Raw genomic sequence first — 26,309 nt, 5'->3', positions numbered from 1 at the left:
GTCTCTCACCGTTTACGAACGAATTCCGTGCGCAGGACCAAGCCCTTCACGGTCTCATGCTTGCAATCGATTTCTTCCGGATTTCCGGTCAGGCGAATGGAGCGTATCACAGTGCCCTGCTTCAGCGTCGTGCTGGTGCCCTTGACCTTCAAATCCTTGATAAGCGTGACGGAATCTCCATCCGTCAGCAGATTTCCAGCCGCATCGCGAACTTCATTGGCCTTGGCTGCGGCAGCCGCCACTTCCGATGCCGGGCGCCATTCACCGCTCGCTTCGTCATACACATATTCGTCATCATCTGCGGCCATGGTCAAATTCCTAAAATTATCGGCGTCCCGTTGTCTGACCCGTCCTATGTCACAATATACCTGCAATACAAAGGAGAACTTCCATGAAACTCACCTGGCTTGGCCACTCCGCATTCCGCATCGAAACGGGACATGCCAAAATTCTCATCGACCCGTTCTTCACCGGCAATCCGGGCTTTGCCGGGCAGGACGCAAAGGATGCAGCGAGCGGCATCACCCATATCCTGCTGACCCACGGCCATGGAGACCATGTGGGCGATACCATCAGGCTGGCCGAAGAAACGGGAGCGACAGTGTTTGCCAACGCAGATCTGGCAAGCTGGATGGGACACCGCGGCGTCAAGAAACTGGAAATGGGCGGAACAGGCGGAACCGTGACATTTGACGGCTTCTCCGTGACACTCACCAACGCATTGCATTCCTCCGCGCAGATTACGGAAGACGGTGTCTCTCATTCTCTCGGAAGCGCAAACGGCCTGATGCTGCATTTCGAAGACGGCCCGACGGTGTACCACATGGGCGATACGGACATCTTCTCCGACATGGCCCTGATCAACGAGCTGCACGAACCCGAAGTCGGCCTCGTGCCGGTAGGGGATCGCTTCACGATGGGCGGCGCGGTCGCGGCACTTGCCTGCCAGCGCTTCTTCAAATTCCGCCACGCCATTCCCTGCCACTATGGCTCGTTCCCCATCATCGACCAGACCCCGGAAAAATTCGTGACTGGTATGGAAGGCTCGCAGACGCGTGTTGATGTGCCTAAGGTTGGGCAGACGCTGACGTTCTGACATCAAATAAGCCCGGCGCGATATTTCGCCCCGGGCTCACGCCTTGGGAGGCATTTTTTTAAGCGAGTTGCGGCTCCACGCGGCCCGGCTGTGGCTGTCTTGCTGGAGCCTCGGAAACGCCGCCTACGGCGTTTCTCCATTCGCTCAAAGCGGCCACGCGTCTCGTGTGGCGAGGGTAGAGCGAGAAGATGGTGAGGAAGAAGCCTGCAATCGAAGGCACCATCTTGTCTTGCGCTTCGAAAGCGGCGGGATTCATCTGGGCATTCAGCTTTGCACTGCCGCACGCCAGCATCTGAAGTGCGGTGTGCGATGCCTTCAAATTTCCCGACACCACGAGCCCGACGCGGTCACAGGTGAGTTCGCGGGCTCGCGAGTAGGCCTGACCAAGAAACGGCACGATCAAACCGGGAAGGCGCAGGAAGCTCCAAGGCTCATCCAGATGGCCTGCAACGTGGTGGCCGAGTTCATGTCCGATCACGAATTTGACCTGTTCCTCATCGTCCGCATCGATCAGGGTAGATGTCAGCCAGATATAACGCGTGCGTCCGACGAGCGTCAGCGCCATGGCGTTCATCACGCCATGAGAGTTGTAAACGAACGCCGTTGGAGCTTCCTTCAGGCCCAGAGCCCGGGCACCATCCACGACCATTTTGTGAAGATGTGGAAACTGCGTTTCGCTGACCATGACGTAATGGCCCATCATATAGGCGCGGACCAACGCCCTTGCCACATAAGAGAAGAACCATATGATGAGGATGTAGAACAGCGCGACAAAGAGGATTGCCAGGCTTTCGGATGTGGCAGCGTACAGAATTGAGGCGGCAACCGTCATCCAGACAAGCACCCCGATCAATGAGACAAGGAAGCCATACAGTTTCTCTTTCGAATGGCGCACTTTCGACATTTGGAAATTCATGGAAATCCCCCGGTTAAATGGCTGCAAGTATGCGAACGGTAAAGAATACGATCCTGCGCACTCACAACGGTTTCAAAAAGGCAATGCATCTATAAATTGAGCGGTGAAGCCCGCGCGAAAACTCGCGTGATGAATAAAAGTTCCCGCATAAGGAGAATATTGTTTTCGTGGTTGTTTATGGCTGTGATGAAGGTTGCGAACTGCGAGCGCGGTCATTATAGCGGGTAGGAAAATTCTACCGGAGTCACACCATGTCCGTCGATCTTGCCACCGTGAAGCGCGTTGCGCGTCTTTCCCGTATTGCCGTCAGCGAAGAAGAGGCCAATATCATGCTTGGCCAGCTGAATGGCATTCTCGGTTTCGTGGAGCAGTTGTCGGAAGTGAATGTGGATGGCGTCGAGCCGATGACCTCCGTTACGCCGGTGGCCATGAAGAAGCGGGTTGACGACGTGAATGACGGCGACAAGGCTGATGACATCGTCGCCAATGCGCCTGCCACAGACCGTAATTTCTTCATGGTTCCGAAGGTGGTCGAGTAAGCGATTTCGCTTGCTCCCGCTCCAAGATTTCAAAAGTTTTCGAAAGCCGTTGCCGATATGACCGAACTGACCAGCCTCACCATTGCCGAAGCACGTGATAAGCTGAAGGCCAAGGAATTCACCGCCGTTGAACTGACGGACGCCTATCTGAAGTCCATCGATGCTGCCAATGAGAAGCTGAACGCCTATGTCGTGACGACGCCGGAAAAGGCGCGCGAGATGGCCAGGGCTTCGGATGAGCGACTGGCGGCAGGCAAGGGCGGCGCGCTGGAAGGTATTCCGGTTGGCGTGAAGGACCTTTTCGCCACGCGCGATATCCATACGCAGGCATGCTCGCACGTTCTGGATGGCTTCAAGCCGAAATACGAATCGACCGTTACGCAGAACCTGTGGGACGACGGCGCCGTGCTTCTGGGCAAGCTTAACATGGACGAATTCGCAATGGGCTCGTCCAACGAAAGCTCCTATTACGGCCCGGCCATCAACCCCTGGCGCGCCAACGGTTCCGACAAGAACCTCGTTCCCGGCGGCTCCTCCGGTGGGTCCGCCGCAGCCGTTGCCGCGCATCTTTGCGCAGGCGCGACAGCCACCGATACCGGCGGCTCCATTCGCCAGCCTGCAGCCTTTACCGGCACGGTCGGCATCAAGCCGACCTATGGCCGCGTTTCGCGCTGGGGCGTGGTCGCCTATGCATCCTCGCTCGATCAGGCCGGTCCGATTGCCCGCGACGTGCGCGATGCCGCAATCCTTCTGAAATCCATGGCCAGCGTCGATGCGAAGGATACGACCTCCGTCGATCTGCCGGTGCCGGATTACGAAAAGGCCATCGGCCAGTCGCTGAAGGGGCTGAAGATTGGTATTCCGAAGGAGTATCGCGTCGATGGCATGCCGGAAGAGATTGAAAAGCTGTGGGCGCAGGGCGTTCAGTGGCTGAAGGATGCTGGCGCGGAAGTTGTCGATATTTCTCTGCCGCATACGAAATACGCGCTGCCAGCCTATTACATCGTGGCCCCTGCGGAAGCATCGTCCAACCTCGCGCGTTACGATGGCGTTCGCTACGGCCTGCGCGTCGATGGCAAGGACATTGCCGATATGTACGAGAAGAGCCGCGCTGCCGGTTTCGGCTCGGAAGTGAAGCGCCGTATCATGGTCGGTACCTATGTGCTTTCCGCTGGCTATTACGACGCCTATTACCTCAAGGCGCAGAAGGTTCGCACGCTGATCAAGCGCGACTTCGAAAACGTCTTCCATGAGGGTGTGGACGCCGTTCTGGCACCGATTACGCCATCCTCCGCCTTCGAAATCGGCGACAAGGAACTGGCAGCCGATCCGGTGAAGATGTACCTGCAGGACGTGTTCACCATCACTGTCAACATGGCCGGTCTGCCGGGTCTGTCCGTTCCTGCCGGTCTTGACGGCAAGGGCCTGCCGCTTGGTCTTCAGCTTATCGGCAAGCCATTCGAGGAAGAAACCCTGTTCAAGACGGCACACGCCATCGAGCAGGCCGCGGGCAAATTCACGCCCGCCAAATGGTGGTAAGCGGTCTTACAATTCGAGCCATGACAGAGGCCGATCGCGATGCGGTCGGCCTTGTTGGTATTCGCGCCTGGCAATCGAGCAGCGCATTTGAAGATAGCTATCTCGACCCTGCCGTGATCGAGCGCGTGGGCGGCGAATTCGCCAAGTTCGCTCAAGAGACCAGTTGCGACGTTGTGGTTGCCGAGATGGACGGCGCCACCGTTGGGTGGGGTGCGCGGGCCGGAGAGCCGGACTATATTTCGGACATATGGATCGATCCGGATTATCAGGGCAGGGGCATTGGCCGCGCTCTCGTTGATCATCTCCTTGAAAAGATGCGCAGTTCCGGCATTGCCATCGCAAAGATCGCCACGCATGCAAAGAACGTCAATGCCATCCGCGCTTATGAGCGCTGCGGCTTCAGCATCGTGTGGCAAGGCACGCAATGGTCGGAGAGTATGCAGGTCGATCTTGAAAAAGTAAGGCTGGAAAAGCTGCTCTGAAAATGCGCCCTTTTTAACCCTTCATCCTCTGCTATTCTGCCGCTCAATCAAGACAGCGGGAGGCGATCATGACGACTGATACGGCAAGGCATGAACTGGTTTTGATGCGCGAAATCGACGCGCCGCGTGAGAAAATCTTCCGCGCATGGACCGATCCTGAACTGATGAAGGAGTGGTTCTGTCCCAAGCCCTGGGCGGTTTCCCATGCCGAGCTTGATCTGCGCGCAGGTGGCTCTAGCTTCATCGTCATGAACGGGCCGAATGGCGAAGTGGTGGAGAATCGCGGCGTCTATCTGGAAGTCGTACCGAATGAAAAGCTGGTCTTTACCGACGCCTTTACCAGCGCTTGGGTGCCCTCCGAAAAGCCATTCATGACAGGCATCGTTCTGCTTGATGATATGGGTGGCGGGCGCACCAAATACACGGCCATTGCGCGCCACTGGAACGAAGAGGACAAGAAAACGCATGAGGCGATGGGTTTTCATGAAGGCTGGGGCGCTGCGGCGGATCAGCTAACGGCGCTGGTGGCGAAGATTTAACGCTTTGATTAGCTATCACTTGACGAGGACAGGCTTGCCGAATCACAACAGCGTCACGAGTTTCGAAATAGAACACGGGGACGTGGTTTGATAACCATTCGGCAAGCACGGCAGGATGACGCGGCGATACTTGCGGCAATTGGCTTCCGTGCCTGGGAAGATGCCACCCGATCCATCCAGACGAATGACGAGATTCGCGAGAATGCCCGCTCGGCCTTTGCCCATTTCACGCTAGGCGCATGGCATTGCATTCTTGTTGCGGAGAGTGACGGCACTCTTGCAGGTTGGGCCGCACGGGAAAATTCCGATGACATGATCTCCGATTTCTGGATCGATCCGTTCTATCAACGGCAGGGAATCGGAGAAATGCTGCTCGATGAACTCGAGGCGCAAGTTCTCGCGGCGGGGTTCCCCTCGGTCAAACTGGAGAGCCATGCCGATAATGAAAAGGCGCTCTCCTTCTTCCGCAAGCATGGATATGAGGTCAGCTGGCTATCGATGAAATATGCGCGAAAGCTGGATCGCGAGGTGCAATCCATCGGTCTGCGCAAGCAGTTGAAGGAATTCGAGATGGTAACCTACGGGCCGTCCTTTTAAGCCGGAAGATCGAAAAACTTCAAAGCCCGCAACGGCCAGTCGGGCATGATTGCCAGCGATAAAATAAGCCCTAAGTGAAGCACGACGATTGCCATAAGCAGGCTGCGGAAGGGCTCCTTGCGCGTCTTGTGACGAAGCAGGCGCTGCGCTGTCACCGCGCCGAGACTTCCGCCCAGAAAGGCGAGCCAGAGCAGGGTGCTCTCGGGGACGCGCCTTTCCCTGTTTTTTGCAGCTTCCTTGTCCCACCAATAGATGAGGAAAACGAAGAGATTGAAGGTGAGATAGGTCGCGGCTGCGATGAGAATGGTTGTCATATTGCTCGATGTAATCCTGAATTGTAGACAGGTAGCATCATGCCTGCCTAAAAATCCAGAGCTTTCGCGCTTCCTCCTCTTGAAGTCTTGCACCATCAAGCCATTTGCTCTACCTCACCACAGATAGAAATTCCGTATCTTAAGAGCTTGATATGACCCTTGTAGACGTGCGCACACCCGATCCGAAACGCTTCATTCCCGGCGCCACCGGCGACTGGGAAATCGTCATCGGCATGGAGGTTCACGCACAGGTTCTGTCCAACTCCAAGCTGTTCTCCGGCGCCTCCACCACATTCGGCAATGCGCCGAATACCAACGTCTCGCTGGTGGATGCCGCGATGCCCGGCATGCTGCCCGTCATCAACGAGGAATGCGTGGCGCAGGCCGTGCGCACCGGCCTTGGTTTGAAGGCGAAGATCAACAACCGTTCGATCTTCGACCGCAAGAACTATTTCTACCCGGACCTTCCGCAGGGCTACCAGATTTCGCAGTTCAAGGACCCTATCGTGGGTGAGGGCACCATCACAATTTCGCTGGGGCCGGATCGTCAGGGCAATTTCGAAGACATCGAAATCGGCATCGAGCGTCTGCATCTGGAGCAGGACGCGGGCAAGTTGATGCACGACCAGCACCCCACAATGTCCTTCGTGGACCTGAACCGCTCCGGTGTGGCGCTGATGGAAATCGTGTCCAAGCCGGATATGCGTTCTTCCGACGAGGCGAAGGCCTACATGACCAAGCTGCGCTCTATCGTGCGCTACCTCGGGACCTGCGATGGCAATATGGACGAAGGCTCCATGCGTGCGGACGTCAACGTTTCCGTTCGTCGTCCGGGTGAAGGTTTCGGCACGCGTTGCGAAATCAAGAACGTCAACTCGATCCGCTTTATCGGCCAGGCCATCGAATACGAAGCCCGTCGCCAGATCGCAATTCTGGAAGATGGCGGCGCCATCGATCAGGAAACCCGCCTGTTCGATCCCGGCAAGGGCGAGACGCGCTCCATGCGCTCCAAGGAAGATGCGCATGACTACCGCTATTTCCCCGACCCGGACCTGCTGCCGCTGGAATTCGACGATGCTTTCGTAGAAAGCCTCAAGGTCGATCTGCCGGAACTGCCGGATGACAAGAAAGCGCGTTTCGTTTCCGAGCTTGGCCTGTCGGTCTATGACGCTTCCATTCTCGTCTCGGAAAAAGCGATTGCGGATTATTACGAGGCGGTTGCCGCTGGCCGTGACCCGAAGTCTGCTGCCAACTGGGTGATCAATGACCTGCTCGGCGCGCTGAACAAGTCCAGCAAATCCATCGAGGAAACCCCGGTTTCGCCAGAGCAGCTCGGCGGCATCATCGACCTCATCAAGGCGAACACGATCTCCGGCAAGATTGCCAAGGACCTGTTCGAAATCGTCTGGAACGAGGGCGGTAACCCGGCGGACATCGTGGAAAGCCGCGGCATGAAGCAGGTGACGGATACGGGCGCCATCGAAAAGGCCGTGGACGACATCATCGCCGCCAACCCGGATCAGGTCGAGAAGGTAAAGGCCAAGCCCACACTCGCGGGCTGGTTCGTCGGCCAGGTCATGAAGGCCACCGGCGGCAAGGCAAACCCGCAGGCGGTACAGGAACTGGTGAAGGCCAAGTTGGGGATCGAGGAGTAGGCGCTCCTATTTCCCGTCATTCCGGCCTTGAGCCGGAATCCAGTGCCGCGCGTCTGCGCGGCGAGAGACTCTTCTGCCATCAAGGACTTGATGGCGCTGGACCCCGGATCAAGTCCGGGGTGACGAGGAGGAGGCTTCCTCACTCTCTACGGTGCGCCCTTACTTGCCGGGATTCTTCCCGGCTTTTCTATTTCGACGGAGGAAAAATGGTGTTCTTCATTCGCACCGCCAGTGAACGCGATATCGAGCCGGTCCGGTCTTTGCTGATGAAGACGTGGCACGCCACCTATGACGCGATCTATGGCACGGACAAGGTGAACGACATGATTGCGCTGTGGCACACACCGCAGGCACTGAAGGAGCGCGTCGAGAAAAAGGGTGGCGAGTTTCTGGTGGCCGATGATGGCAAGCGCATCGGCGGCATGGCCTATGCGGTCATGTCCACCCAGATGGCGAAGACGGCGCTGCTCTATCAGCTTTACGTCGATCCGCAGTTTCAGCGTCAGGGCGTGGGGCGCGATCTTTTTGCCGAGGTCGAGACCTGTTTCCTGGATGCGGAAATCATGCGGCTGGAAGTGGAGCCTAAAAATACTGTCGCAATCGCCTTCTATGAAGGCGTGGGTTTTACCGAGGTGGACCGAATCGAACGCATGGCGGGCGTAGAAGGAATGCCGGGTATCGTGATGGAAAAGAGCCTCAAGAGATGACTACCACGCTGGATAATCTGGTCATTCGTGAAGCGCGCGAAGAGGATGTTCCGGCACTGGCCGCGCTGTTTGCAGCCGATGAAATCGGCGGGCATGGCGACACGACGGACGAGGCGGCCCTGCCGGATTATCTCGCAGCGTTCCGCGCAATCGCCATGTCACCCAACGAGACGCTCTACGTGGCGGAGCTCGATGGAACGGTGGTCGGCACCTTCCAGACGGCAGTTCTGACGAAGCTTGTCGGGCGCGGTGCGGTCTCCATGGTCATCGAGGCGGTGCAGACGCGTGAAGACATGCGCGGGCGTGGCATTGGCGCGATCATGATCCGCTACTGCATCGAAGAGGCCCGGAAACGCGGACTTTCGACAGTTCAGCTCACCTCCAACGCGGCTCGAATCGATGCTCATCGTTTCTATGAGCGGCTTGGTTTCGAGAAGCGTCATTTCGGCTTTCGAGTGAAGCTGAAATAGTGTTTCCGCTCATGGAAATGCTGGACAATTCACGCCGGTAACGGCATAAGCTGTTGCTGTGCGGGTGCGAAAGCGCCGCACCTGAAAAGCCCGAGGAACGGATAATGAAGACTCTTCTGACGCAAATCTTCACCTGGTGGAACGGCCAGACGATCGGAACGCGCTTCCACACATGGCGCTTCGGCAAGAAGGTGGGCACGGACGAGTTGGGCAACACCTACTACGAGGGTGGCACCACCTCCTGGGGCATGCCGCGCCGTTGGGTCATCTATAATGGTTATGCTGAAGCCTCTGCCATTCCTCCGGGCTGGCACGGCTGGATGCACTACCGCACCGATACGCCGCCGAGCCAGGAAAACTATGTGGCTCGCGATTGGCAGAAGGCGCATCAGCCAAACCTGACCGGCTCTTCCAAGGCCTATCGCCCGCAGGGTTCTCTGGCGGTTTCCGGCGAGCGTCCTCGCGTAACCGGCGATTACGATGCGTGGACGCCCGGCGGCTGATATCGCGTGACGGACACTCTGTTCTGAACGGAGTGAAACTGGCGGACATTTGATCATGACCGCCACCCGCTTTTGCCACATTCGGCCCTTAGGCGTGGTCTGGCTCTTGGATGAGCGGGGCAGTTTTCTGGAGACGATTCGATATGAGAACATTCACGCGGGATATGTCTTTGCGTGCGCTGGTAATGTCGCTTTTGGCGCTGGTGCCAGCAGTCGGTCTCGTCTCCCCAGTCTCCGCAGCCCGCCTTGAAAACAAGGTCGCGGTTTTTTCCGGCATCGACAAGATCACCGGCCGCATCACCTCCTTCGATGTCTATATCGATGAAACCGTGCAGTTCGGCGCGCTTCAGGTGACACCGAAGGTCTGCTATTCGCGCGACGATACCGAGGCGCAGAAGATCGATTCCTTCGTGGAAGTCGATGAAATCACCCTGGACCGCAAAATCCGCCGCATCTTCACCGGCTGGATGTTCGCCGACAGCCCCGGCCTCAACGCCGTGGAACACCCGATTTATGACGTGTGGCTGACTGGCTGCAAACAGGAATCGGACGTTCCTGCGCCTTCGACGGCGAAGAACTAACATCGCACTCCCTCATTCCTGTGTTCGTCACAGGAATTCAGTCGACTCGCGTCTGCGTGGAGGGAGGGTCTTTCAGCCCAAAGACTTGGGCTGGCTGGATTCCTGTCACAAGGACAGGAATGAGGAGAGGTCTGTGATTGCCGCCAATTGGCAGAGCGACGAACTCACTAAAATTCCAAATCCGCCGAATTCACTGCCCGTTGCAGCATCTTCGCGTATTCTGCTTTAGGCACGTCGATAGCTCCAAACGTCTTGAGATGTTCCGTCGTGAACTGTGTGTCGAGCAGAGTGAAGCCGTTTTCACGCAGCCTCTCTACCAGATGCACGAGACAAATCTTCGAGGCGTTGGTGCGTCTGGAGAACATGCTTTCGCCGAAGAAGGCGGAGCCGAGGGAGACGCCGTAGAGGCCTCCGACGAGTTGGTCTTCTTCCCAGGCTTCGACGCTGTGGGCGTGGCCGATCTGGTGAAGTTCGACGTAAAGTTTGCGGATGGTCTCGTTGATCCAGGTGCTGGGGCGATCCGGCGCTTCTTCGGCGCACCCGGCCATCACGGCATCGAAGGCCGTGTCGAAGCGGATATCGAAAGGCGTCTTTCGAATGGTCTTGGTAAGGCTTTTCGAGACGTGGAAATCATTGAGCGGTATGATGCCCCGTAATTCCGGCTCGACCCAGAAAAGCTCGGGATCGTCAGCCGATTCGGCCATGGGAAACAGGCCGATAGAGTAGGCGCGCAGCAGCATATCGACGGTGATATCGCTATCTCTGCTGCGCCGCCCCATCTCTTAGTGAGCGTCGCCGGCCAGATATTTCTCCAGCCAGTGAATGTCGTAATTGCCCGCCAGAATGTCTTCGTTCTGAAGCAGGTCCTGGAACAGCGGAAGCGTCGTCTTGATGCCGTCAACGACGAACTCGTCCAGTGCGCGGCGCAGGCGACGAATGCATTCGTCACGGTCGCGACCATGTACGATCAGCTTGCCGATCATGCTGTCGTAGTAAGGCGGGATCTTGTAACCCTGATAAGCACCAGAATCCACGCGCACGCCGAGACCGCCGGGCGTGTGGAAATAGGTCAGCGTACCCGGAGACGGAACGAAAGTGCGCGGATCTTCCGCATTGATACGGCATTCGATGGCGTGACCATGGAATTCGATATCAGCCTGCGTAACCGAAAGGCCCTGGCCGGAAGCGACGCGAATCTGCTCCTGCACCAGGTCCATGCCGGTGATGGCTTCGGTGACCGGATGCTCCACCTGAAGACGGGTGTTCATTTCGATGAAATAGAACTCGCCGTTTTCGTAGAGGAACTCGATGGTGCCAGCACCGCGATACTTCAGCTTGCGCATGGCGCTCGCGCAAATCTCGCCGATTTCCATGCGCTGCTCGACGGTGAGAGCAGGGGAGTTGGCTTCTTCCAGAACCTTCTGGTGGCGGCGCTGCAGAGAGCAGTCGCGTTCACCCAGATGGACGGCATTGCCTTCGCCATCGCCGAAAACCTGCACCTCGATGTGGCGCGGCTTGCCGAGATATTTTTCCATGTAGACGGCGTCGTTGCCGAAAGCAGCCAGCGCTTCGGAACGGGCGGTCGAAACGGCTTCGTCCAGATCGGCTTCGGTCTTGGCGACCTTCATGCCGCGTCCGCCGCCGCCTGCCGTGGCCTTGATGAGTACGGGGAAGCCGATCTGCCTGGCGATTTCCATCGCGTTCTCAGGCTTCACTTCGCCGTCGGAGCCGGGAACGACGGGAATACCCAGTTCCTGAGCCGTCTGCTTGGCAGTGATCTTGTCACCCATGATGCGGATATGATCGGCGGTCGGCCCGATGAAGGTGATGCCGTGCGCGTCGAGAATATCTGCGAACTTGGCGTTTTCCGAAAGGAAACCATAGCCGGGGTGAACGGCGTCCGCACCGGTGATTTCGCAGGCCGCAACGATCTGGTGGATGTTGAGGTAGCTGTCACGCGAAGGGGGCGGGCCAATACACACGCTTTCGTCCGCCAGGCGCACATGCATGGCATCCGCGTCTGCCGTGGAGTGAACGGCGACCGTTGGGATGCCGAGTTCCTTGGCGGCGCGAAGAACGCGAAGAGCAATTTCGCCGCGATTGGCAATGAGGATCTTGGAAACCATGAGAGCCCCCTTATTCGATGACCACGAGGGCTTCACCATACTCCACGGGCTGAGCGTCGTTGACGATGATTTCCGTGACCTTGCCGGACTTCGGAGCCGGGATCTGGTTCATGGTCTTCATGGCTTCAACGATGAGAAGCGTCTGACCTTCCTTGACCGTCGCGCCGACTTCGACGAAGGGGCGGGCGCCTGGAGCGGAAGACAGGTAAACCGTGCCAACCATCGGTGAAGTCACGGTGTTTGCAGGGTTGCGTGCAGGGGCTGCGGATGCAGCCGGAGCGGCAGGGCCAGCAACGGCAGCGGGCGCTGCTGGAGCGGCAACCGGAGCAGGGGCATATTGCGGGGCTGCGGCATAAACCGTTGCAGGCGGAGCGGAACGCGAAACGCGAATGCGCAGATCGTCCTGTTCCACTTCGATCTCGGAAAGGTCGGTGTCGTTGAGGATGTTCGCGAGATCGCGGATCAGTTCCTTGTCGATACCGTTTTTCTTTTCAGACATGACAAACCCTATTTCTGATTGTTTCTTTTTATGCCGTGATATTTTTCAAGGCGTTGAGCGCCATGATGTAGCCGTAAGGCCCAAAGCCGCAGACCATACCTTTTGCAGCGGGCGCTATCATCGATTTGTGGCGGAATTCCTCGCGTGCGTGGATGTTGGAAATATGGACTTCCACGACAGGAACGGAGATGGAGCGAATGGCATCGTGCAGAGCAATCGACGTATGGCCATAGGCGCCGGGATTGATGACGACACCGGCGGCGCGGTCGCCTGCCTCGTGCAGCAGATCCACCAGAACGCCCTCGTGGTTGGACTGGTGGCACTCGACAGCAAAGCCAAGCTCTTCACCAGCCTTCACGCAGTCGTTCTCGATGTCCTTCAGCGTCTTGCCGCCGTAAATGCCCGGCTCGCGCTTTCCCAACATGTTGAGATTGGGGCCGTTCAGGACGAAGATCGTGTTGCTCATTCGCGGTTCCGTCAAAAAATCAGCGACACCTATAGACCGCGCAACCGCCAAGGAAAAGCCCCCGGGCACTCGAAAGCGCTCCGGGATGCGGCTAAGGTAAAGTTATTCAGTGGCTTTTTGGAATATTAAGAGCAGCTTGCCTTGCCGCAGTTGCGCATATTGGCAATCTTCTCCTTCAGCGGCCCGGCACCCACGGCGCCAAAAACGGCCTCGTCTCCCACGATGTAGGACGGTGTGCCGGAAATGCCGAGATTGGTTGCCAGCGTATAGGCTTCCTGAACCTGCTCGTCATTGGGGTTTTCAGCCATGGACTTGCGGATGTCCGCTTCCTTCAGGCCAAGCGACGTTGCGACTTCGATGGCGCTTGCCTCGTTGGCGCGACCGCGTCCGCCAAGCAGCGTGCGCTGGAACTCGGGATATTTTGCAGGCGCCAGAAGCTTCACGGCGTTGGAAACCTTGTGCGCTTCCACGGATTCCGGTCCAAGGATCGGGAATTCCTTCAGCACGACGCGCACGTTCTTGTCGGTCTTCAGAATGTTGTCCATATCGGCCATGGCGCGCTTGCAGTAACCGCAATTGTAATCGAAAAACTCGACCAGCGTCACATCGCCATTCGGGTTGCCCAGCGAGAGGTCGTATTTCGATTCGAAGATGGCCTTCCTGTTTTCGGAGACTGCATCTGCCGCCTTGGCGTTTCTCGCCGCATATTGCTTTTTCTCAAGCGCATCCTGAACCTCGAGCATGATTTCGGGGTTCTCGATCAGATATTCCTTGATGAACTCGCCCATTTCCTTCTTCTGCTGGGCATCCAGCGCATGAGCGGGCAGGGTGGCGGCAAGCGTGGAAAGGGCCGTAACACAGGCAAGTGCCGCTGATCTGATGGAAAGTGCCATTTCGGTCCTCATTGGTTATGGGCAGTGATTCATAGTCAGGCAATTACCCTAATTTAATTCAATTGCCATACCGCAAATAAATCTCGGTCGTTGCGATCTCGCCATTGTGAAGAGCGCAACAATGCGGCAAATCTCCGTCGCCTCACTAAGAAAGAACATGCCTTTGATCACACTGTCCAAGCGAAGCGCCGTCGAGCCCTTTCATGCCATGGATATTCTGGCGGAAGCCAATCGGCGCAGACAGCTGGGGCGTCCCGTCATTTCCATGGCCGTCGGGCAGCCTTCCCATCCGGCACCAAAGGCATCGCTGGAAGCCGCCGAAACGGCGCTGAAACATGGGCGCATTGGATATACGGACGCGCTTGGCCTTCGCGAGCTGCGTGAGGCGATTGCGGCGCATTACCGCCTTCGGCATCAGGCAATCATCGATCCGGCGCGTATCGCCGTCACGACAGGGTCTTCCGCAGCTTTCAACCTCGCCTTCCTCGCGCTTTTCGATGCGGGCGATGCGGTGGCAATCGCACGGCCCGGCTATCCCGCCTATCGCAACATTCTGAAGGCGCTTGGGCTTAACGTCGTGGAAGTGCCGGTTACGGCGGAGACGGGTTATACGCTGACCCCTGCAAGTCTGGAGCGGGCCGAAACGAAGGCTGGCTGCAAGCTGAAGGGCGTGCTTCTGGCAAGCCCGGCCAACCCCACGGGCACGGTGACGGGAAGGGACGCGCTGAAGCGCCTTTCGAGCTATTGCGACAGCCGCGACATCGCCTTCATATCCGACGAAATCTATCATGGGCTGACTTTCGTGGGCGAGGAGACGAGCGCGGTCGAAATCACCGACAATGCCGTCGTCATCAATTCTTTCTCCAAATATTATTGCATGACCGGCTGGCGCATCGGCTGGATGGTGCTGCCCGAGAACCTCATTCGACCGGTCGAATGTCTGGCGCAGAGCATGTACATCTCCGCGCCCGAACTATCCCAGCTGGCCGCAGCAGCGGCGTTTTCTGCCGAGGAAGAGCTGGACGTCTACAAGGAAAGCTACCGTACCAACCGCGATTTTCTTATGACGCGCCTGCCGGAGCTCGGCCTGCCGCTGGCATCGCCCATGGACGGCGCCTTCTACGCTTATGTGGATACGAGCCGCTATTCGAACGATAGCATGGAATTTGCCAAGCGCATGCTGGCGGAAATCGATGTTGCGGCAACGCCGGGTCTCGATTTCGATCCGCTGGAAGGCCACCGTGCCATGCGTTTCTCCTATGCCGGCTCCGTTTCGGATATTGCCGAAGCCGTGGGGCGCATCGCAGGCTGGTTGAAGTAAAGCTCCTTGCAGCTTTTCTGTACCGCTCATCAGTCCTTTTGGTTCGACTTGCTGCGGTAATCGGCTAAGTTCCTCCAAGCAAATTGGAGGAACGAGATGTCGGCAGAAAAAGTAGCGGTGGTAACGGCGGGTGGCAGCGGCATGGGTGCGGCTGTCGCGAAACGTTTCGCGGAAGACGGTTACAAGGTTGCCATCCTGTCCTCTTCCGGCAAGGGCGAGGCCTTGGCGAAGGAGCTCGGCGGCCTCGGTGTCACCGGCTCCAATCAGTCCAACGAAGACATCCAGAAACTTGCCGATCTGACGCTGGAAAAGTTCGGTCGCATCGACGTTCTGGTCAATAGCGCCGGTCATGGACCCCGCGCGCCGATCCTCGATATTACCGATGAGCAGTGGCATACGGGCCTTGATGTTTACCTCATGAACGTCATCCGCCCGACACGCATCATCGCGCCAACCATGGTGGCGCAGAAGAGCGGTGTCATCATCAACATTTCGACCGCCTGGGCGTTCGAACCAAGCGACATGTTCCCGACATCTGCCGTATTCCGCGCAGGTCTCGCCGCCTATACCAAGATTTTCGCGGATAAATATGCCGCCGATAATGTGCGGATGAACAATGTTCTGCCGGGCTGGATAGACAGTCTGCCAGCCACCGAACAGCGGCGCGAAATGGTGCCCATGCAGCGTTATGGCAAAAGCGAAGAGATTGCAGCGACCGTTGCGTTTCTCGCATCCGAAGGCGCCGGCTACATCACCGGACAAAATCTGCGGGTCGATGGAGGGCTCACGCGCTCGGTGTAGTATTTTTCTACCACACTGGAACCAGTATGGGCGTTATGCCGTTGCTAGGGCGCGGCGGAGCATCCATACTGGTAACAGATGTCAAGGGAAGGCCATCTTACCCCGGATCGTGACGTCTTCGATTTTGTTGAAGGGCATGCGATTTGGTTGATATTACTGGCGATCCCCAGCCTGAAGTTTCCGTATTATCCGCAGCGGATATCGAACGTCTGGAAGCCCTCGAAGAACTGCATATCATGGATACCGCGCCCGAACCGGTATTCGACGATATTGTTTCCATCGCCAGCACGGTTTGCAAAACGCCGGTGTCCCTCATAAGCCTGGTGGAGCAGGATCGGCAGTGGTTCAAGGCGCGAACCGGGTTCGAGCCTTGCGAGACCCCGATCGATCAATCGGTATGCCAGCACTCGCTTTATTCGACCGATATTCTCGTCATTCCCGATCTGACCAAGGATTCCCGCACCTATAAGAACACGCTGGTAACGAAGGACCCGTTTATCCGGTTTTATGCAGGTGCGCCGCTGGTCCTGTCCGATGGTGTGATTATCGGCACGCTCTGCGTTATCGATACGGTGCCGCGCCCCGAGGGGCTGACTTGCGATCAGCGCTCGGTTTTAAAGGCACTTGCAGGGCAGGTTGCCGCGCATCTAGAAGTTCGCCGTGCGTCCAGCCGCAAGGACGAACTGTTCCGGCGTCAGAAACAGATCAACGCCATGATCCGGGAAAGCGTGAAGACGGCGCTGACGGCGCAGGAGGCCGGGCGCATCGGCACGTTCGAGCTCGATATCGAAACCGGCAACATCAAGGTATCCGCCGAGTTTTGCCGCATCTTCGATGTGCCGCAAACAGGGCAATATCATGCTCGTCAGTTCGAACAGATGCTCCACCCGGAAGATCGCGGTATCCAATCTACGGAAGATACTCGCAAGAGCGGTACTTCCGTTGCCGTTGTGGAATATCGCATCATCACGCCTTCACGCGGCATCCGTTGGATTTGCCGCCATGCCACCTTCGAGCACAGCGCGGATGGCAAGCCGCGCAAGCTGCTGGGGACGGTGCAGGACATCACCGCTCAGAGACGTTCGACGGAACGGGTAAAAACGCTTCTCGAACTTGGCGACAGACTGCGGGATTTGACCGACGTGGAGGAAATTGCCTTCACCGCTGCCGAATTGATGGCGCGCGCGCTCGATGCGACACGCGCAGGTTTTGGCGTTGTCGATCCTGCACAGGAAACGGTTTTGATGCAGCCGGAATGGCGCGCGCCGGGCGTAAGTTCGGTGGCGGGCAAACATCATTTCCGCAACTACGGCTCCTACATTGATGACCTGAAGAGTGGCGGCAGCGTCGTGATTTCCGACTGCATGACCGATCCGCGAACCCGCGATAGCGCCGAAGCGCTTCTGGCGCTGGGCATCAGGCAGCTGGTCAACGTCCCCATCTTCGACCAAGGCAAATTCGCGCTGGTGGTCTTTGTCCATCACGATGGCGTTTTCGAGTGGACGGATGACGATCTTGCCTTCGTGCGCAGCTTCGGCGACCGCATTCAGAGCGCCATTGGAAGATTGCGGGCCGAGACCGAGCAGAACCTGTTGAACCGCGAGATCGGCCACCGCCTGAAGAATGCTTTCGCCATGGTGCAGGCTCTGGCAAAGCAGACCCTGCGCCCGGTGAAAGAGAGAGGTCCGGTTCTCAACTTCGAGCAGAGATTGCAGGCGCTGAGTTCCGCGCATGACATTCTCTTGGTTAACAACTGGGCAAGCGCCGATGTTCGCGCCGTGCTTCTCAGAGTGGTCGAAACCCTGGGCATGGTCGAGCGGATGGACATCCGTGGCGAAGATATTTCGGTCAATCCGAAAGGTGCGCTCTCGCTTTCGCTGCTGCTTCATGAACTGACCACCAACGCCGTCAAATATGGCAGTTTGTCTTCCACGCAGGGCAGGGTCGTCGTTTCCTGGAGCACGGAAAAACAAGGTGATGAAACGGTTTTCCGACTACTCTGGAGAGAAGTGGATGGTCCGCCTGTCCTGCAACCTGAAACCAAGGGTTTTGGATCGCGTCTTATTTCCATGGGATTGCTAGGAACCGGCGGTGTGGCAATGCGTTACTTAGACCAAGGGTTGGAGGTGGAAATGACTGCACCACTGACTCAATTGCAACAGGTAGCGTGAACGATGGGACAGAAGAAACCATTCGCCAAACAGGTCGTACTCGTAGTGGAAGATGATCCGCTGCTGCGCATGATGGCCGTTGACATGGTCGAGGATGCGGGTTTCGACGCCATCGAAGCAGGTGGCGCCGACGAAGCGTTGGAGATATTGGAGGCACGGACGGATGTGGACGTGCTTTTCACCGATATCGACATGCCCGGCAGCATGGACGGCGTAGAGTTGGCGAAGTGCGCCTGCCGCATCGACCGCCCGATCAGCATCGTCCTGACCTCTGGAAATCACGTTCTGGAAAGCGAAACGCTGCCACCCCGCAGTGTGTTTTTTCCCAAGCCCTACGACTTCAATCAGGTGACGGCAATCCTGAAGCGTTTCGCCGCGTAACAGTAGTCAGTCGCGATTTTACCTTTAGTAACCATAGTCTACAGGCGCATTTGCGCATTAATTTTTCAGAAAATAAAATTTTCTATTGTCTTACCAATACTTGATATTCGGGGGATTAAATGAATTTTCTTGGTATTACAGGCATGCAGTATTCCGGCCTGCCATTTGATGACACGCGTATTTTGCTGGCAGAAGATTCCAACGTTTTCACACAAATGATCGGCGCCAGGCTGAAAGAGTTGCTTGGCCTTACTGTCGAAGTTTGCCGCAATTTCGAAGAGCTTCAGGAATGCTATGAGCATTCGCAGGACAAGGTGACGCTCGCGATTTCCAACATCAACCTACCCGGTGCGGAAAATGGCGAAGCGCTGGAATATCTGATCGATCTTTCCATCCCGACCATCGTTTTCACCAGCACGTTCCATGAGGATACGCGCGAGAAGCTGATCACCAAGGACATTGTCGACTACATTTTGAAAGACAACGTCTTTGCCGTGGATATGCTGACGGAATCCGTCTGCCGCTTCCTCACCAACCATCGCCACCACGTTCTGATCGTGGACGACAGCCCCACCGCCCGCGCGCTGCTTTCCAGCCGCCTGAAGCGTTATAATTTCCGCGTCAGCCTTGCTGAAAGCGGTGCCAAGGCGCTTGATATTCTGCGCAACAACCCGGATATCGGCCTCGTCGTGACGGATTACAACATGCCGGATATTGACGGTTTCGAACTGACGCGCCGCATCCGCACCATGCGTGGCTCGCATGAGCTTCGCATCATCGGCGTCTCGTCGTCCACCAACCGGCTGCTCTCTGCGCGCTTCCTGAAGGCTGGCGGCAACGACTTCATGCTGCGCCCCTTCATCGAAGAAGAATTCTACTGCCGCGTGAACCAGAACCTGGATACGCTGGTACAGATCAAGTCCGCGCGCCAGGGCGGACGCAAGGCGGCGGCCTGACGATCAAATCTAGCGGCATCAAAGGTGCCGCTATTCCGCCTCTTCAATAGGACGGCCAAGAGCCAGTGCGTCCGCAAGCGGCGCACCCAGCTTCTCCACATAGACCTGATCCGGCTGAGTACCCATGGCATCCAGTGTCTTGGAGTAGAAGCACCGAGCTGCGGCTGCTGCCGCGATATCGAATATTTCCGCATCCGTCAGAGCAAAAGTTTTCAACGCGTCGATATCGTCCTGCGTGACGGAGGTCGCATCGCGCACCACTTTCGTTGCGAAGAACATGATGGCGCGCTCTTCCTCGTTCAAAGGCGCTTCGGGCGCATCCGCCACGATCTCGGTCAACTCCTCCTTCGACATTCCCTGTTGCAGAAGCACGGTGCCATGCGCCAGCATGCAGTAGGAAGATTTCAACGCTCGCGCCGCTGCAAGCGTCACCAGCTCATATCGGCGCGCTTCCATGTTTCCCCGCAGGCTGACCAGAAGCGCGCTCCAGCTTTCCATCACATCGGGCCGATGGCCGAACGTGCGATACATGTTGGGAAGATAGCCGTAACTCTCTTCCGCCTTGCGGTACATCTCCGCCGTCTTGCGGCTGACGGAAGGGGCGGGCGTTTCTATGAATGTCATTTTCTTGGTCCTCCTCTGCGCGTCAAAGCTGGGATTCCAGGGGCAGGATGCCCATGATGAGGGCGATCCCCCGTCTGCTCAGGCTTGCATATGGCTCCTTGCCGTAAAGGCGCGGCTTGCCTTTGACCAAACCTGTCCATCTAAGCCGTTTTTTCTCGTTCAGGGTCAGTTCGAAACTCATTTCGCGTGCGGTTTCCTGCCCGAAAATCTCATCCATCGCCGCGACCATGTCCGGCGAATTGAACAGCACGCCCATCTCCGTATTGAGCGACATGGAGCGCGGATCGAAATTGAGGGAGCCGATGAAGCCGAGCTGGCTATCGCGGGTGAAAGCCTTGGTGTGAAGGCTGGCTTGCCCGGAGCCTCGCAGCGAAAACGTTTTGTGCTGATCTGCCAGTGAACGAAGCTCGTGTATTCTGACGCCGTTCATCAATAGAGGCTTGCGATAGCGCGCATAGCCCGCGTGAACAGCGGCAACATCTGTCGCGGCCAGCGAGTTGGTCAGAACCGAGACGGAGACACCACCTGCGGAAAGGCGAGAGAAAATTTCGACACCCTTCTGCCCGGGAATGAAGTAAGGGGATGTAATTTTGAGCTTCTGCTTCGCCTCTTCCAAAACAGGCAGCAGATTCTCCATAAGATAATTATGCCCGCTGCGGCGCTTGCCTGCGGCCTTTTCGGGTGGATCGGCTAGAACGGTCGCTGTCTCCACCCAGTGAAGTTCATCGGACATCAGGAACTGCCCGTCATGGTGGAGGCTATCGACCTTTGCCAGATAGGGACCCGCGGCCTCTCTTGCGGCCAGAATATCGAGCTTGCGTCTCAGCCTCGTCAGCTTGCTCGGACGTCTGGCAAGCAGTGAGCGCACGGGAATGGCAACGGCGCTGTTCCAGTAATCATCGAAAATTTCCTCGGCATCGGCCACCGCCTTGCCAAGCGCCAGCACATCGAAATCGCGGAAGTTGGCAATCTCTGCCGCCCCGAAATACGCATCGCCAATATTGCGACCGCCGACGATCAGCGCGCGGCCATCGGCAATCCACGCCTTGTTATGCATGCGACGATTGACGCTTCGAAAGCGCAGCAGCACCTCGATGCCGCGCCGGAACATATTCTCGCGCGCCTTGGTGGGATTGAACAGGCGAAGCTCGATATTGGGGTGGCTGTCGATGGCGTGGAAAATCCTGTCGGACATGGTGACACCGAGATCATCCAGCAGCAGGCGAACGCGCACGCCGCGATCCGCCGCTGCAAGCACCTCCCGCATCATCAGGCGGCCCGTCAGATCGGCATTCCACATATAATACATAAGGTCGAGGCTGCGGCCCGCAGCTCTGGCCGAGGCGACACGCAGGGCAAAGGCATCAATGTTGGATTGCACCAGCGCGAGCGCCGTGCACTCATCTGCCCTGTCCCGACTGATATCGGCCCAATGGCGGTCCAGCGGTGTGGCGTCCGATGCGGTGGGCAGGGCGGTGGAGGCGATTTTCGTGATTGCGCGTTCCTGATGGCGCGAAAACAGCACGAGCGCAGCCACGACCATAAGGACGATGATGATTGCTGCAATGATGATGCCTGTCACGATGCGCCTTGTCCCCCATATCTGTGCACCTTACTAACGCCCGACGCCGAAAATCGTTCGGTTCCCGGATACCTGTCCACCCGAAAATACAGGTCGTTCGCCTCAGCGCGCCGCTTGCGTTTCGATGCCCGGGTTAGGCTCCGGCATGCCGGGATGCGATGTGACGAGATATGTCACCGCGATTACCCCAGCCGCGATAATCAGCGTACCGATCACCGCAAGCGTCAGACCCCACGGCTTCGATTTGCGGCGTGACCAGATGAACCGCCGTCCGCGCAGCCGGTTCTTATTGTCGTGATGGTGATATTCCGGTCCGAGGTTTTCCGTATTGGACATCATTGCTCTCCCAAAATCATATGGAGGTTCATGCGCAACGAACGCTTCAATCGGCGCATGGGTTTCATTGTTCACGCGATGATGTTTGAACCGGACTGCTTGTCGTGCAGCAGTCCCCCTTGCTCCTGTCCGCGTGGGTGTTACTTTCGATTCTTGCCCGTGCTTGACGCGGGATGGCGCGGAGGAGTGCCAACAATGTTTCCGGGGAGGAATATGTGACTGTTCAATCGCGCGCGTTTCTGGAGGAACTCTTTCACGCCGCCGTTAAAGCTGCATATCCGTTCGAGGCGATCCGGAGCCATCTTCCCGAAAAGCCCAAGGGGCGGACGCTGGTGATTGGTGCAGGCAAGGCCGCAAGCCAGATGGCGCAAGCATTCGAGCGCGCCTGGCCGCATCCTTTCGAAGGGTTGGTCGTGGCTCGCCACGGGCCGATTGCGGAATGCGAACGCATAAAGGTGTTACAGTCGGCACATCCTGTGCCGGATGGGGCAGGGCTTGCCGCTTCCGCCGCTCTGATGGGAGCCGTTCAGGGGCTGACGGCAGACGATCTGGTGATCGCGCTCATATCGGGCGGCGGCTCCGCACTGCTTCCCGCACCGCCCGAAGGCTTCTCGCTGGCCGATGAGATCGCGCTCAATCAGGCCCTGCTGGCCTCCGGCGCGCCGATTTCCGGCATGAATGTCGTGCGCAAGCATTTCTCGCTGATCAAAGGCGGCAGGCTGGCAGCACTTGCCCATCCGGCGCGGGTCATCAGCCTCATCGTTTCCGATGTGCCGGGCGATAACCCGGCTTTCGTCGCCTCCGGCCCGACTGTACCGGATGAGAGCGACGCGGAAGAAGCGCTGCGGATTATCCGCGACTATCGGATATCGCTTCCGCAAAATGTGGTCGATTTCATCGCCGGTGAAAAGGCTCCCGCGTCTTCTGATGCTGCCTTGGCCAATAACGAGGTCCATGTCATCGCCTCCGCCCGCGTCTCGCTGGAGGCTGTGGCAAAGCTTGCCCGAGAAAAAGGCGTCGAACCCTTAATTCTCTCCGACTGTATCGAGGGAGAGGCGAAGGATATCGGCAGAATGCATGCCGCTCTCGCGAAGGAGTTCACGGGCAGGGCGAGCGTGGCAAAGCCGATGGTCCTTCTTTCCGGTGGGGAAACGACGGTAACGATCGGGAGTGGAGCCTATGGCAAAGGTGGACGAAATTCGGAATTTCTGTTGTCCGCCGCGCTCGACTTGCAGGGCACACAGCGTATAACCGCGCTGGCGGCAGATACGGATGGCATCGATGGATCGGAAAACAATGCGGGCGCTTTTTGCGATGGGCAGACGGTGGCTCGCATTCGCGCTGCCGGTGGCGATGCGCGCTCCTATCTTGCCGGGCACGACGCATGGTCTGCTTTCGATCTGGCAGGAGATCTGTTCGTTCCCGGCCCGACCGGCACCAACGTCAATGACTTCCGTGCCTTTCTGCTTGAATAGTTCCGGGCACACGCGCGCTTTGACCGTTGCTCGCGAGGCTCGATAGTGAGCGGAGAGATCGGCGCCTATCTCGGGCTCTTCGCCTCGGCATTTCTTGCCGCAACACTTATCCCCGCCCAGTCGGAATCCGTGCTCGTCTACCTGACGGTCACGGGCAAATACTCCGTCGTCCTGCTCGTCGCCTTCGCAAGCCTTGGAAATATTCTGGGCTCCATCGTCAACTGGTATCTTGGCAGGGGCGTCGAGCATTACCGCAACCGGCGCTGGTTTCCGCTTACGCCGGAGAAGCTGGAGAAGGCGCAAGGGTGGTACGCGCGCTATGGCCGCTGGTCGCTTCTGGCAAGCTGGGTGCCGATCATCGGCGATCCGCTGACGGTTGTCGCAGGTGTGATGCGTGAGCCGCTTGCCTCTTTCATTGCCATCGTCGCCATCGCCAAGATCGGGCGATATGCGGTGCTTGCCCTGGCGACTATCGGACTTTTTTAGCGCTTAAATTTGCGTTCCGAAGCTTGCGAAATCTTTGCAAAAGCCGGGGCGCTGATGGTATCATCGTGACATTCACCATGCGAAGGGAGGCGCGGCCGTGAAATCAACGATCATGTTCAAGGATGACCATCCGAAAGGCCTTGTATCTGGCAGGCCGAATGCCAGAGCAGGCGCGCACAGGCCGGGCGCGAACGACAATTTCCGCAGCCTGGAATTTGAAACCGAAGGTCAGGAACGGGACTGGCGTCTGCTCTGTCTCGTCAGCGCAATCGTCTGCGGGCTGACCGCATTCATCTTTCTGCCTCTGTGGTGAAAGAGGTCAGCTTTCGTTTTTGCTTGAAAAAGCCCGGCTCCGCCTTTAGCCGATAATCATGACTGAGACGGAAGCAGGCTGACCTATGGCAATGATTGAAACGGTCGATGCTGTGCCGAGAGCATTCCTCGGCGTAGAACGATCGGCAACAGAACAGCGATGGATGTCACGGCTGGATCAGGCCGGGCAGAACCGTGCGCTTGCCATGTCTCAGGTCCACGGCATTCCAGAGCTCATTGCCCGTGTTCTGGCAGGCCGCAATGTCGGTGTAGATGATGCGCTGGCATTTCTGGATCCCACCATTCGCTCCCTTATGCCTGACCCGCATACCTTGACCGACTGCGAGAAGGCGGCTCTGCGCATTGCCGATGCTGTGGAAAAGCAGGAGAAGATCGCGATCTTCGGTGACTATGACGTCGATGGCGCGGCTTCCTCGGCGCTGATGTATCGCTTTCTCCACCACTTTGGCCTCCAGCCTGAAATCTACATTCCCGACCGCATTTTTGAAGGCTATGGCCCGAACCCCGCTGCCATGCAGCAGCTTGCCGCCAATGGCGCAACGCTGATTATTACCGTGGACTGCGGTTCCACCAGCCATGAATCGCTTGAAGCTGCGCGCGATGCCGGAACGGATGTCGTTGTCATCGACCATCACCAGGTGGGGACAGAGCTTCCGCCAGCGGTGGCGCTGGTCAATCCAAACCGGGAGGATGATCTTTCGGGGCAGGGACATCTCTGCGCGGCGGGCGTGGTGTTTCTGGTTCTGGTGGCGACGCTGCGCGTGCTGAAGGACCGCCGCAATCGACAGGCCTTCATGCTGGACCTGCTGACCTATCTCGACATCGTGGCGCTGGCGACGGTCTGCGACGTGGTGCCTCTGAAGGGTCTGAACCGCGCTTACGTGGTGAAGGGTCTCGTGGCCGCGCGCCACATGAACAATGCCGGACTTGCCGCACTCTTCAAGAAGGCGGGTCTCGGTGGTCCGGTCACGCCTTATCATTTCGGCTTCCTCATCGGCCCACGTATCAATGCGGGCGGGCGTATCGGAGATGCCGCGCTCGGCAGCCGCCTGCTGACGCTGGATGACACTACGCAGGCGGATGTCATTGCCGAGAAGCTGGACGAGTTGAACCGCGAGCGTCAGGCGATGGAAGCGGCCATGCTGGCAGAGGCTGAGGCGGAGGCGCTGTTCGAATATGGCGATGGTTCCGGTGCCGGTGTCATCGTGACGGCGCGGGAAAACTGGCATCCCGGCATCGTCGGTCTGCTTGCGTCCCGCCTGAAGGACCGTTTCCGGCGGCCCGCCTTCGCCATCGCCTTTGATTCTCAAGGCAAAGGCACCGGCTCCGGTCGCTCCATCAATGGCTTCGATATGGGCCGCATGGTGCGAAATGCCGTAGAGGAGGGTCTGCTGGTCAAGGGCGGCGGGCACGCCATGGCGGCTGGCCTGACGGTGGAGCGCGCCAATCTCGGCCGCCTTCGAGCCTTCTTTGAAGAGGCCGCACAGAAGACGGTATCCCAACTCGTTGAAAATAGCGTGTTGAAAATCGACGGCGCCATCGGTGCCTCCGGCGCCACGCTTGCGCTTATCGATCAACTTGAGCAGGCGGGCCCTTACGGCTCCGGCCACGCCCAGCCAATCTTTGCCGTGCCTGCTCACCGTCTGCGAGATGTGCGCGTTGTTGGCACATCGCACGTCAAGATTACGCTTGAAGCGCTGGATGGCTCCCGCCTTGACGGTATCGCCTTCCGCGCGGCAGACGCGCCGCTGGGGCAGATGCTGATGAACGCCCGAGGCCGCCAAATTCACGTCGCGGGTACGCTTGGCGCGGAACAATGGCAGGGCCAGAAGAGGGTGCAGCTACGCGTTCTGGACGCTGCTTTCGCGCCCTGACAACTCTGTCTGCAGGCCATTTTTCGGATGAGAAAACAACATCGCGA

At 57.9% G+C, this 26,309-nt stretch carries 31 protein-coding genes; 20 read left to right on the top strand and 11 right to left on the bottom strand.

Annotation, left to right across the window (positions count from 1 at the left end; genetic code table 11):
• Positions 1-5 precede the first annotated feature (5 nt).
• A complete protein-coding gene (locus tag CFBP5473_RS08995; protein WP_027673017.1) occupies positions 6-308 on the bottom strand; it encodes an alkylphosphonate utilization protein in 303 nt (100 codons plus the stop codon).
• An 83-nt stretch (positions 309-391) separates the two neighbouring features.
• Here CFBP5473_RS08995 and CFBP5473_RS08990 point away from each other — a divergent pair, with 83 nt between their 5' ends.
• On the top strand, positions 392-1,096 hold the full coding sequence (locus CFBP5473_RS08990) for a metal-dependent hydrolase (protein ID WP_027673018.1): 705 nt from the start codon (positions 392-394) through the stop codon (positions 1,094-1,096).
• Positions 1,097-1,154: 58 nt separating this feature from the next.
• On the opposite strand, the gene CFBP5473_RS08985 is transcribed toward CFBP5473_RS08990, so the two are convergent.
• Positions 1,155-2,012 (bottom strand): M48 family metallopeptidase, encoded by an 858-nt coding sequence (locus tag CFBP5473_RS08985; protein ID WP_051441091.1) that lies wholly within the window; start codon positions 2,010-2,012, stop codon positions 1,155-1,157.
• Between the two features lie 251 nt (positions 2,013-2,263).
• On the opposite strand from CFBP5473_RS08985, the gene gatC reads away from it, so the two are divergent.
• The 5 genes from gatC to CFBP5473_RS08960 all read left to right on the top strand — a co-directional run bounded on the left by gatC (position 2,264) and on the right by CFBP5473_RS08960 (position 5,708).
• The gene (gene gatC, locus CFBP5473_RS08980) at positions 2,264-2,551 is read left to right on the top strand and encodes an Asp-tRNA(Asn)/Glu-tRNA(Gln) amidotransferase subunit GatC (protein WP_027673019.1); all 288 of its coding nucleotides are present in this window, start codon (positions 2,264-2,266) and stop codon (positions 2,549-2,551) included.
• A gap of 57 nt (positions 2,552-2,608) precedes the next feature.
• Positions 2,609-4,090, top strand: coding sequence for an Asp-tRNA(Asn)/Glu-tRNA(Gln) amidotransferase subunit GatA (gatA, locus tag CFBP5473_RS08975; RefSeq protein ID WP_027673020.1), 1,482 nt, complete (start codon positions 2,609-2,611; stop codon positions 4,088-4,090).
• Between the two features lie 20 nt (positions 4,091-4,110).
• Positions 4,111-4,572 carry a GNAT family N-acetyltransferase gene (locus CFBP5473_RS08970; protein WP_027673021.1) on the top strand — a complete coding sequence of 154 codons (462 nt, stop codon included), beginning with the start codon at positions 4,111-4,113 and terminating at the stop codon, positions 4,570-4,572.
• A 68-nt stretch (positions 4,573-4,640) separates the two neighbouring features.
• Complete coding sequence (locus tag CFBP5473_RS08965) at positions 4,641-5,111, top strand: SRPBCC family protein (protein ID WP_027673022.1); 471 nt, start codon at positions 4,641-4,643, stop codon at positions 5,109-5,111.
• 87 nt (positions 5,112-5,198) lie between these two features.
• The gene (locus CFBP5473_RS08960; protein WP_027673023.1) at positions 5,199-5,708 is read left to right on the top strand and encodes a GNAT family N-acetyltransferase; all 510 of its coding nucleotides are present in this window, start codon (positions 5,199-5,201) and stop codon (positions 5,706-5,708) included.
• Here CFBP5473_RS08960 and CFBP5473_RS08955 read toward each other — a convergent pair.
• Complete coding sequence (locus CFBP5473_RS08955) at positions 5,705-6,022, bottom strand: DUF1294 domain-containing protein (protein ID WP_027673024.1); 318 nt, start codon at positions 6,020-6,022, stop codon at positions 5,705-5,707. The genes CFBP5473_RS08960 and CFBP5473_RS08955 overlap by 4 nt on opposite strands.
• A gap of 152 nt (positions 6,023-6,174) precedes the next feature.
• On the opposite strand from CFBP5473_RS08955, the gene gatB reads away from it, so the two are divergent.
• The 5 genes from gatB to CFBP5473_RS08930 all read left to right on the top strand — a co-directional run bounded on the left by gatB (position 6,175) and on the right by CFBP5473_RS08930 (position 9,938).
• Positions 6,175-7,677, top strand: coding sequence for an Asp-tRNA(Asn)/Glu-tRNA(Gln) amidotransferase subunit GatB (gene gatB / locus CFBP5473_RS08950; RefSeq protein ID WP_027673025.1), 1,503 nt, complete (start codon positions 6,175-6,177; stop codon positions 7,675-7,677).
• Between the two features lie 209 nt (positions 7,678-7,886).
• The gene (locus CFBP5473_RS08945; RefSeq protein ID WP_027673026.1) at positions 7,887-8,384 is read left to right on the top strand and encodes a GNAT family N-acetyltransferase; all 498 of its coding nucleotides are present in this window, start codon (positions 7,887-7,889) and stop codon (positions 8,382-8,384) included.
• Complete coding sequence (locus CFBP5473_RS08940; protein ID WP_027673027.1) at positions 8,381-8,854, top strand: GNAT family N-acetyltransferase; 474 nt, start codon at positions 8,381-8,383, stop codon at positions 8,852-8,854. The genes CFBP5473_RS08945 and CFBP5473_RS08940 overlap by 4 nt, the downstream gene beginning before the upstream one ends.
• A 104-nt stretch (positions 8,855-8,958) precedes the next feature.
• Positions 8,959-9,357 carry an NADH:ubiquinone oxidoreductase subunit NDUFA12 gene (locus tag CFBP5473_RS08935; RefSeq protein ID WP_027673028.1) on the top strand — a complete coding sequence of 133 codons (399 nt, stop codon included), beginning with the start codon at positions 8,959-8,961 and terminating at the stop codon, positions 9,355-9,357.
• A gap of 143 nt (positions 9,358-9,500) precedes the next feature.
• Positions 9,501-9,938 carry a DUF2155 domain-containing protein gene (locus CFBP5473_RS08930; RefSeq protein WP_027673029.1) on the top strand — a complete coding sequence of 146 codons (438 nt, stop codon included), beginning with the start codon at positions 9,501-9,503 and terminating at the stop codon, positions 9,936-9,938.
• 167 nt (positions 9,939-10,105) lie between these two features.
• Here CFBP5473_RS08930 and aat read toward each other — a convergent pair whose 3' ends face one another.
• The 5 genes from aat to CFBP5473_RS08900 form a co-directional block, all read right to left on the bottom strand.
• Positions 10,106-10,717 carry a leucyl/phenylalanyl-tRNA--protein transferase gene (gene aat, locus CFBP5473_RS08920; protein ID WP_027673030.1) on the bottom strand — a complete coding sequence of 204 codons (612 nt, stop codon included), beginning with the start codon at positions 10,715-10,717 and terminating at the stop codon, positions 10,106-10,108.
• Between the two features lie 3 nt (positions 10,718-10,720).
• Positions 10,721-12,064 (bottom strand): acetyl-CoA carboxylase biotin carboxylase subunit, encoded by a 1,344-nt coding sequence (gene accC / locus CFBP5473_RS08915; RefSeq protein WP_027673031.1) that lies wholly within the window; start codon positions 12,062-12,064, stop codon positions 10,721-10,723.
• Positions 12,065-12,074: 10 nt separating this feature from the next.
• The gene (gene accB / locus CFBP5473_RS08910; protein WP_027673032.1) at positions 12,075-12,563 is read right to left on the bottom strand and encodes an acetyl-CoA carboxylase biotin carboxyl carrier protein; all 489 of its coding nucleotides are present in this window, start codon (positions 12,561-12,563) and stop codon (positions 12,075-12,077) included.
• Positions 12,564-12,591: 28 nt separating this feature from the next.
• Entirely contained in the window at positions 12,592-13,029 is a 438-nt protein-coding gene (gene aroQ / locus CFBP5473_RS08905; protein ID WP_027673033.1) for a type II 3-dehydroquinate dehydratase, read from the bottom strand.
• A 125-nt stretch (positions 13,030-13,154) separates the two neighbouring features.
• Entirely contained in the window at positions 13,155-13,922 is a 768-nt protein-coding gene (locus CFBP5473_RS08900) for a DsbA family protein (RefSeq protein ID WP_027673034.1), read from the bottom strand.
• Between the two features lie 163 nt (positions 13,923-14,085).
• Between CFBP5473_RS08900 and CFBP5473_RS08895 the strand changes: the two genes are divergently transcribed.
• From CFBP5473_RS08895 to CFBP5473_RS08875, 5 genes are all read left to right on the top strand, one after another.
• The gene (locus tag CFBP5473_RS08895; RefSeq protein WP_027673035.1) at positions 14,086-15,243 is read left to right on the top strand and encodes a pyridoxal phosphate-dependent aminotransferase; all 1,158 of its coding nucleotides are present in this window, start codon (positions 14,086-14,088) and stop codon (positions 15,241-15,243) included.
• Between the two features lie 96 nt (positions 15,244-15,339).
• On the top strand, positions 15,340-16,044 hold the full coding sequence (locus CFBP5473_RS08890; RefSeq protein ID WP_027673036.1) for an SDR family oxidoreductase: 705 nt from the start codon (positions 15,340-15,342) through the stop codon (positions 16,042-16,044).
• Between the two features lie 143 nt (positions 16,045-16,187).
• On the top strand, positions 16,188-18,215 hold the full coding sequence (locus CFBP5473_RS08885; protein ID WP_051441092.1) for a GAF domain-containing protein: 2,028 nt from the start codon (positions 16,188-16,190) through the stop codon (positions 18,213-18,215).
• A 3-nt stretch (positions 18,216-18,218) separates the two neighbouring features.
• Complete coding sequence (locus CFBP5473_RS08880; protein WP_027673037.1) at positions 18,219-18,596, top strand: response regulator; 378 nt, start codon at positions 18,219-18,221, stop codon at positions 18,594-18,596.
• A gap of 119 nt (positions 18,597-18,715) precedes the next feature.
• The gene (locus CFBP5473_RS08875) at positions 18,716-19,552 is read left to right on the top strand and encodes a response regulator (RefSeq protein WP_027673038.1); all 837 of its coding nucleotides are present in this window, start codon (positions 18,716-18,718) and stop codon (positions 19,550-19,552) included.
• 30 nt (positions 19,553-19,582) lie between these two features.
• On the opposite strand, the gene CFBP5473_RS08870 is transcribed toward CFBP5473_RS08875, so the two are convergent.
• The 3 genes from CFBP5473_RS08870 to CFBP5473_RS08860 all read right to left on the bottom strand — a co-directional run bounded on the left by CFBP5473_RS08870 (position 19,583) and on the right by CFBP5473_RS08860 (position 22,097).
• On the bottom strand, positions 19,583-20,176 hold the full coding sequence (locus CFBP5473_RS08870) for a carboxymuconolactone decarboxylase family protein (protein WP_027673039.1): 594 nt from the start codon (positions 20,174-20,176) through the stop codon (positions 19,583-19,585).
• A gap of 22 nt (positions 20,177-20,198) precedes the next feature.
• Entirely contained in the window at positions 20,199-21,719 is a 1,521-nt protein-coding gene (locus CFBP5473_RS08865; RefSeq protein WP_051441118.1) for a phospholipase D family protein, read from the bottom strand.
• Positions 21,720-21,860: 141 nt separating this feature from the next.
• Complete coding sequence (locus tag CFBP5473_RS08860) at positions 21,861-22,097, bottom strand: hypothetical protein (protein ID WP_027673041.1); 237 nt, start codon at positions 22,095-22,097, stop codon at positions 21,861-21,863.
• A 170-nt stretch (positions 22,098-22,267) separates the two neighbouring features.
• Between CFBP5473_RS08860 and CFBP5473_RS08855 the strand changes: the two genes are divergently transcribed.
• The 4 genes from CFBP5473_RS08855 to recJ all read left to right on the top strand — a co-directional run bounded on the left by CFBP5473_RS08855 (position 22,268) and on the right by recJ (position 26,262).
• Positions 22,268-23,569: a glycerate kinase type-2 family protein gene (locus tag CFBP5473_RS08855; protein WP_051441093.1), complete on the top strand. Its 1,302-nt coding sequence runs from the start codon at positions 22,268-22,270 to the stop codon at positions 23,567-23,569.
• A 45-nt stretch (positions 23,570-23,614) separates the two neighbouring features.
• Positions 23,615-24,055 carry a YqaA family protein gene (locus CFBP5473_RS08850; protein WP_037170587.1) on the top strand — a complete coding sequence of 147 codons (441 nt, stop codon included), beginning with the start codon at positions 23,615-23,617 and terminating at the stop codon, positions 24,053-24,055.
• 97 nt (positions 24,056-24,152) lie between these two features.
• Positions 24,153-24,368 carry a hypothetical protein gene (locus tag CFBP5473_RS08845; protein WP_136954336.1) on the top strand — a complete coding sequence of 72 codons (216 nt, stop codon included), beginning with the start codon at positions 24,153-24,155 and terminating at the stop codon, positions 24,366-24,368.
• A 91-nt stretch (positions 24,369-24,459) separates the two neighbouring features.
• The gene (recJ, locus tag CFBP5473_RS08840) at positions 24,460-26,262 is read left to right on the top strand and encodes a single-stranded-DNA-specific exonuclease RecJ (protein WP_027673045.1); all 1,803 of its coding nucleotides are present in this window, start codon (positions 24,460-24,462) and stop codon (positions 26,260-26,262) included.
• Positions 26,263-26,309 lie beyond the last annotated feature (47 nt).

This window comes from Agrobacterium larrymoorei (genome assembly GCF_005145045.1).
Taxonomy (GTDB): Bacteria; Pseudomonadota; Alphaproteobacteria; order Rhizobiales; family Rhizobiaceae; genus Agrobacterium; species Agrobacterium larrymoorei.
The sequence above is the reverse complement of the archived record's forward strand: the minus strand, read 5'-3'. Positions and strand labels throughout refer to the sequence as shown.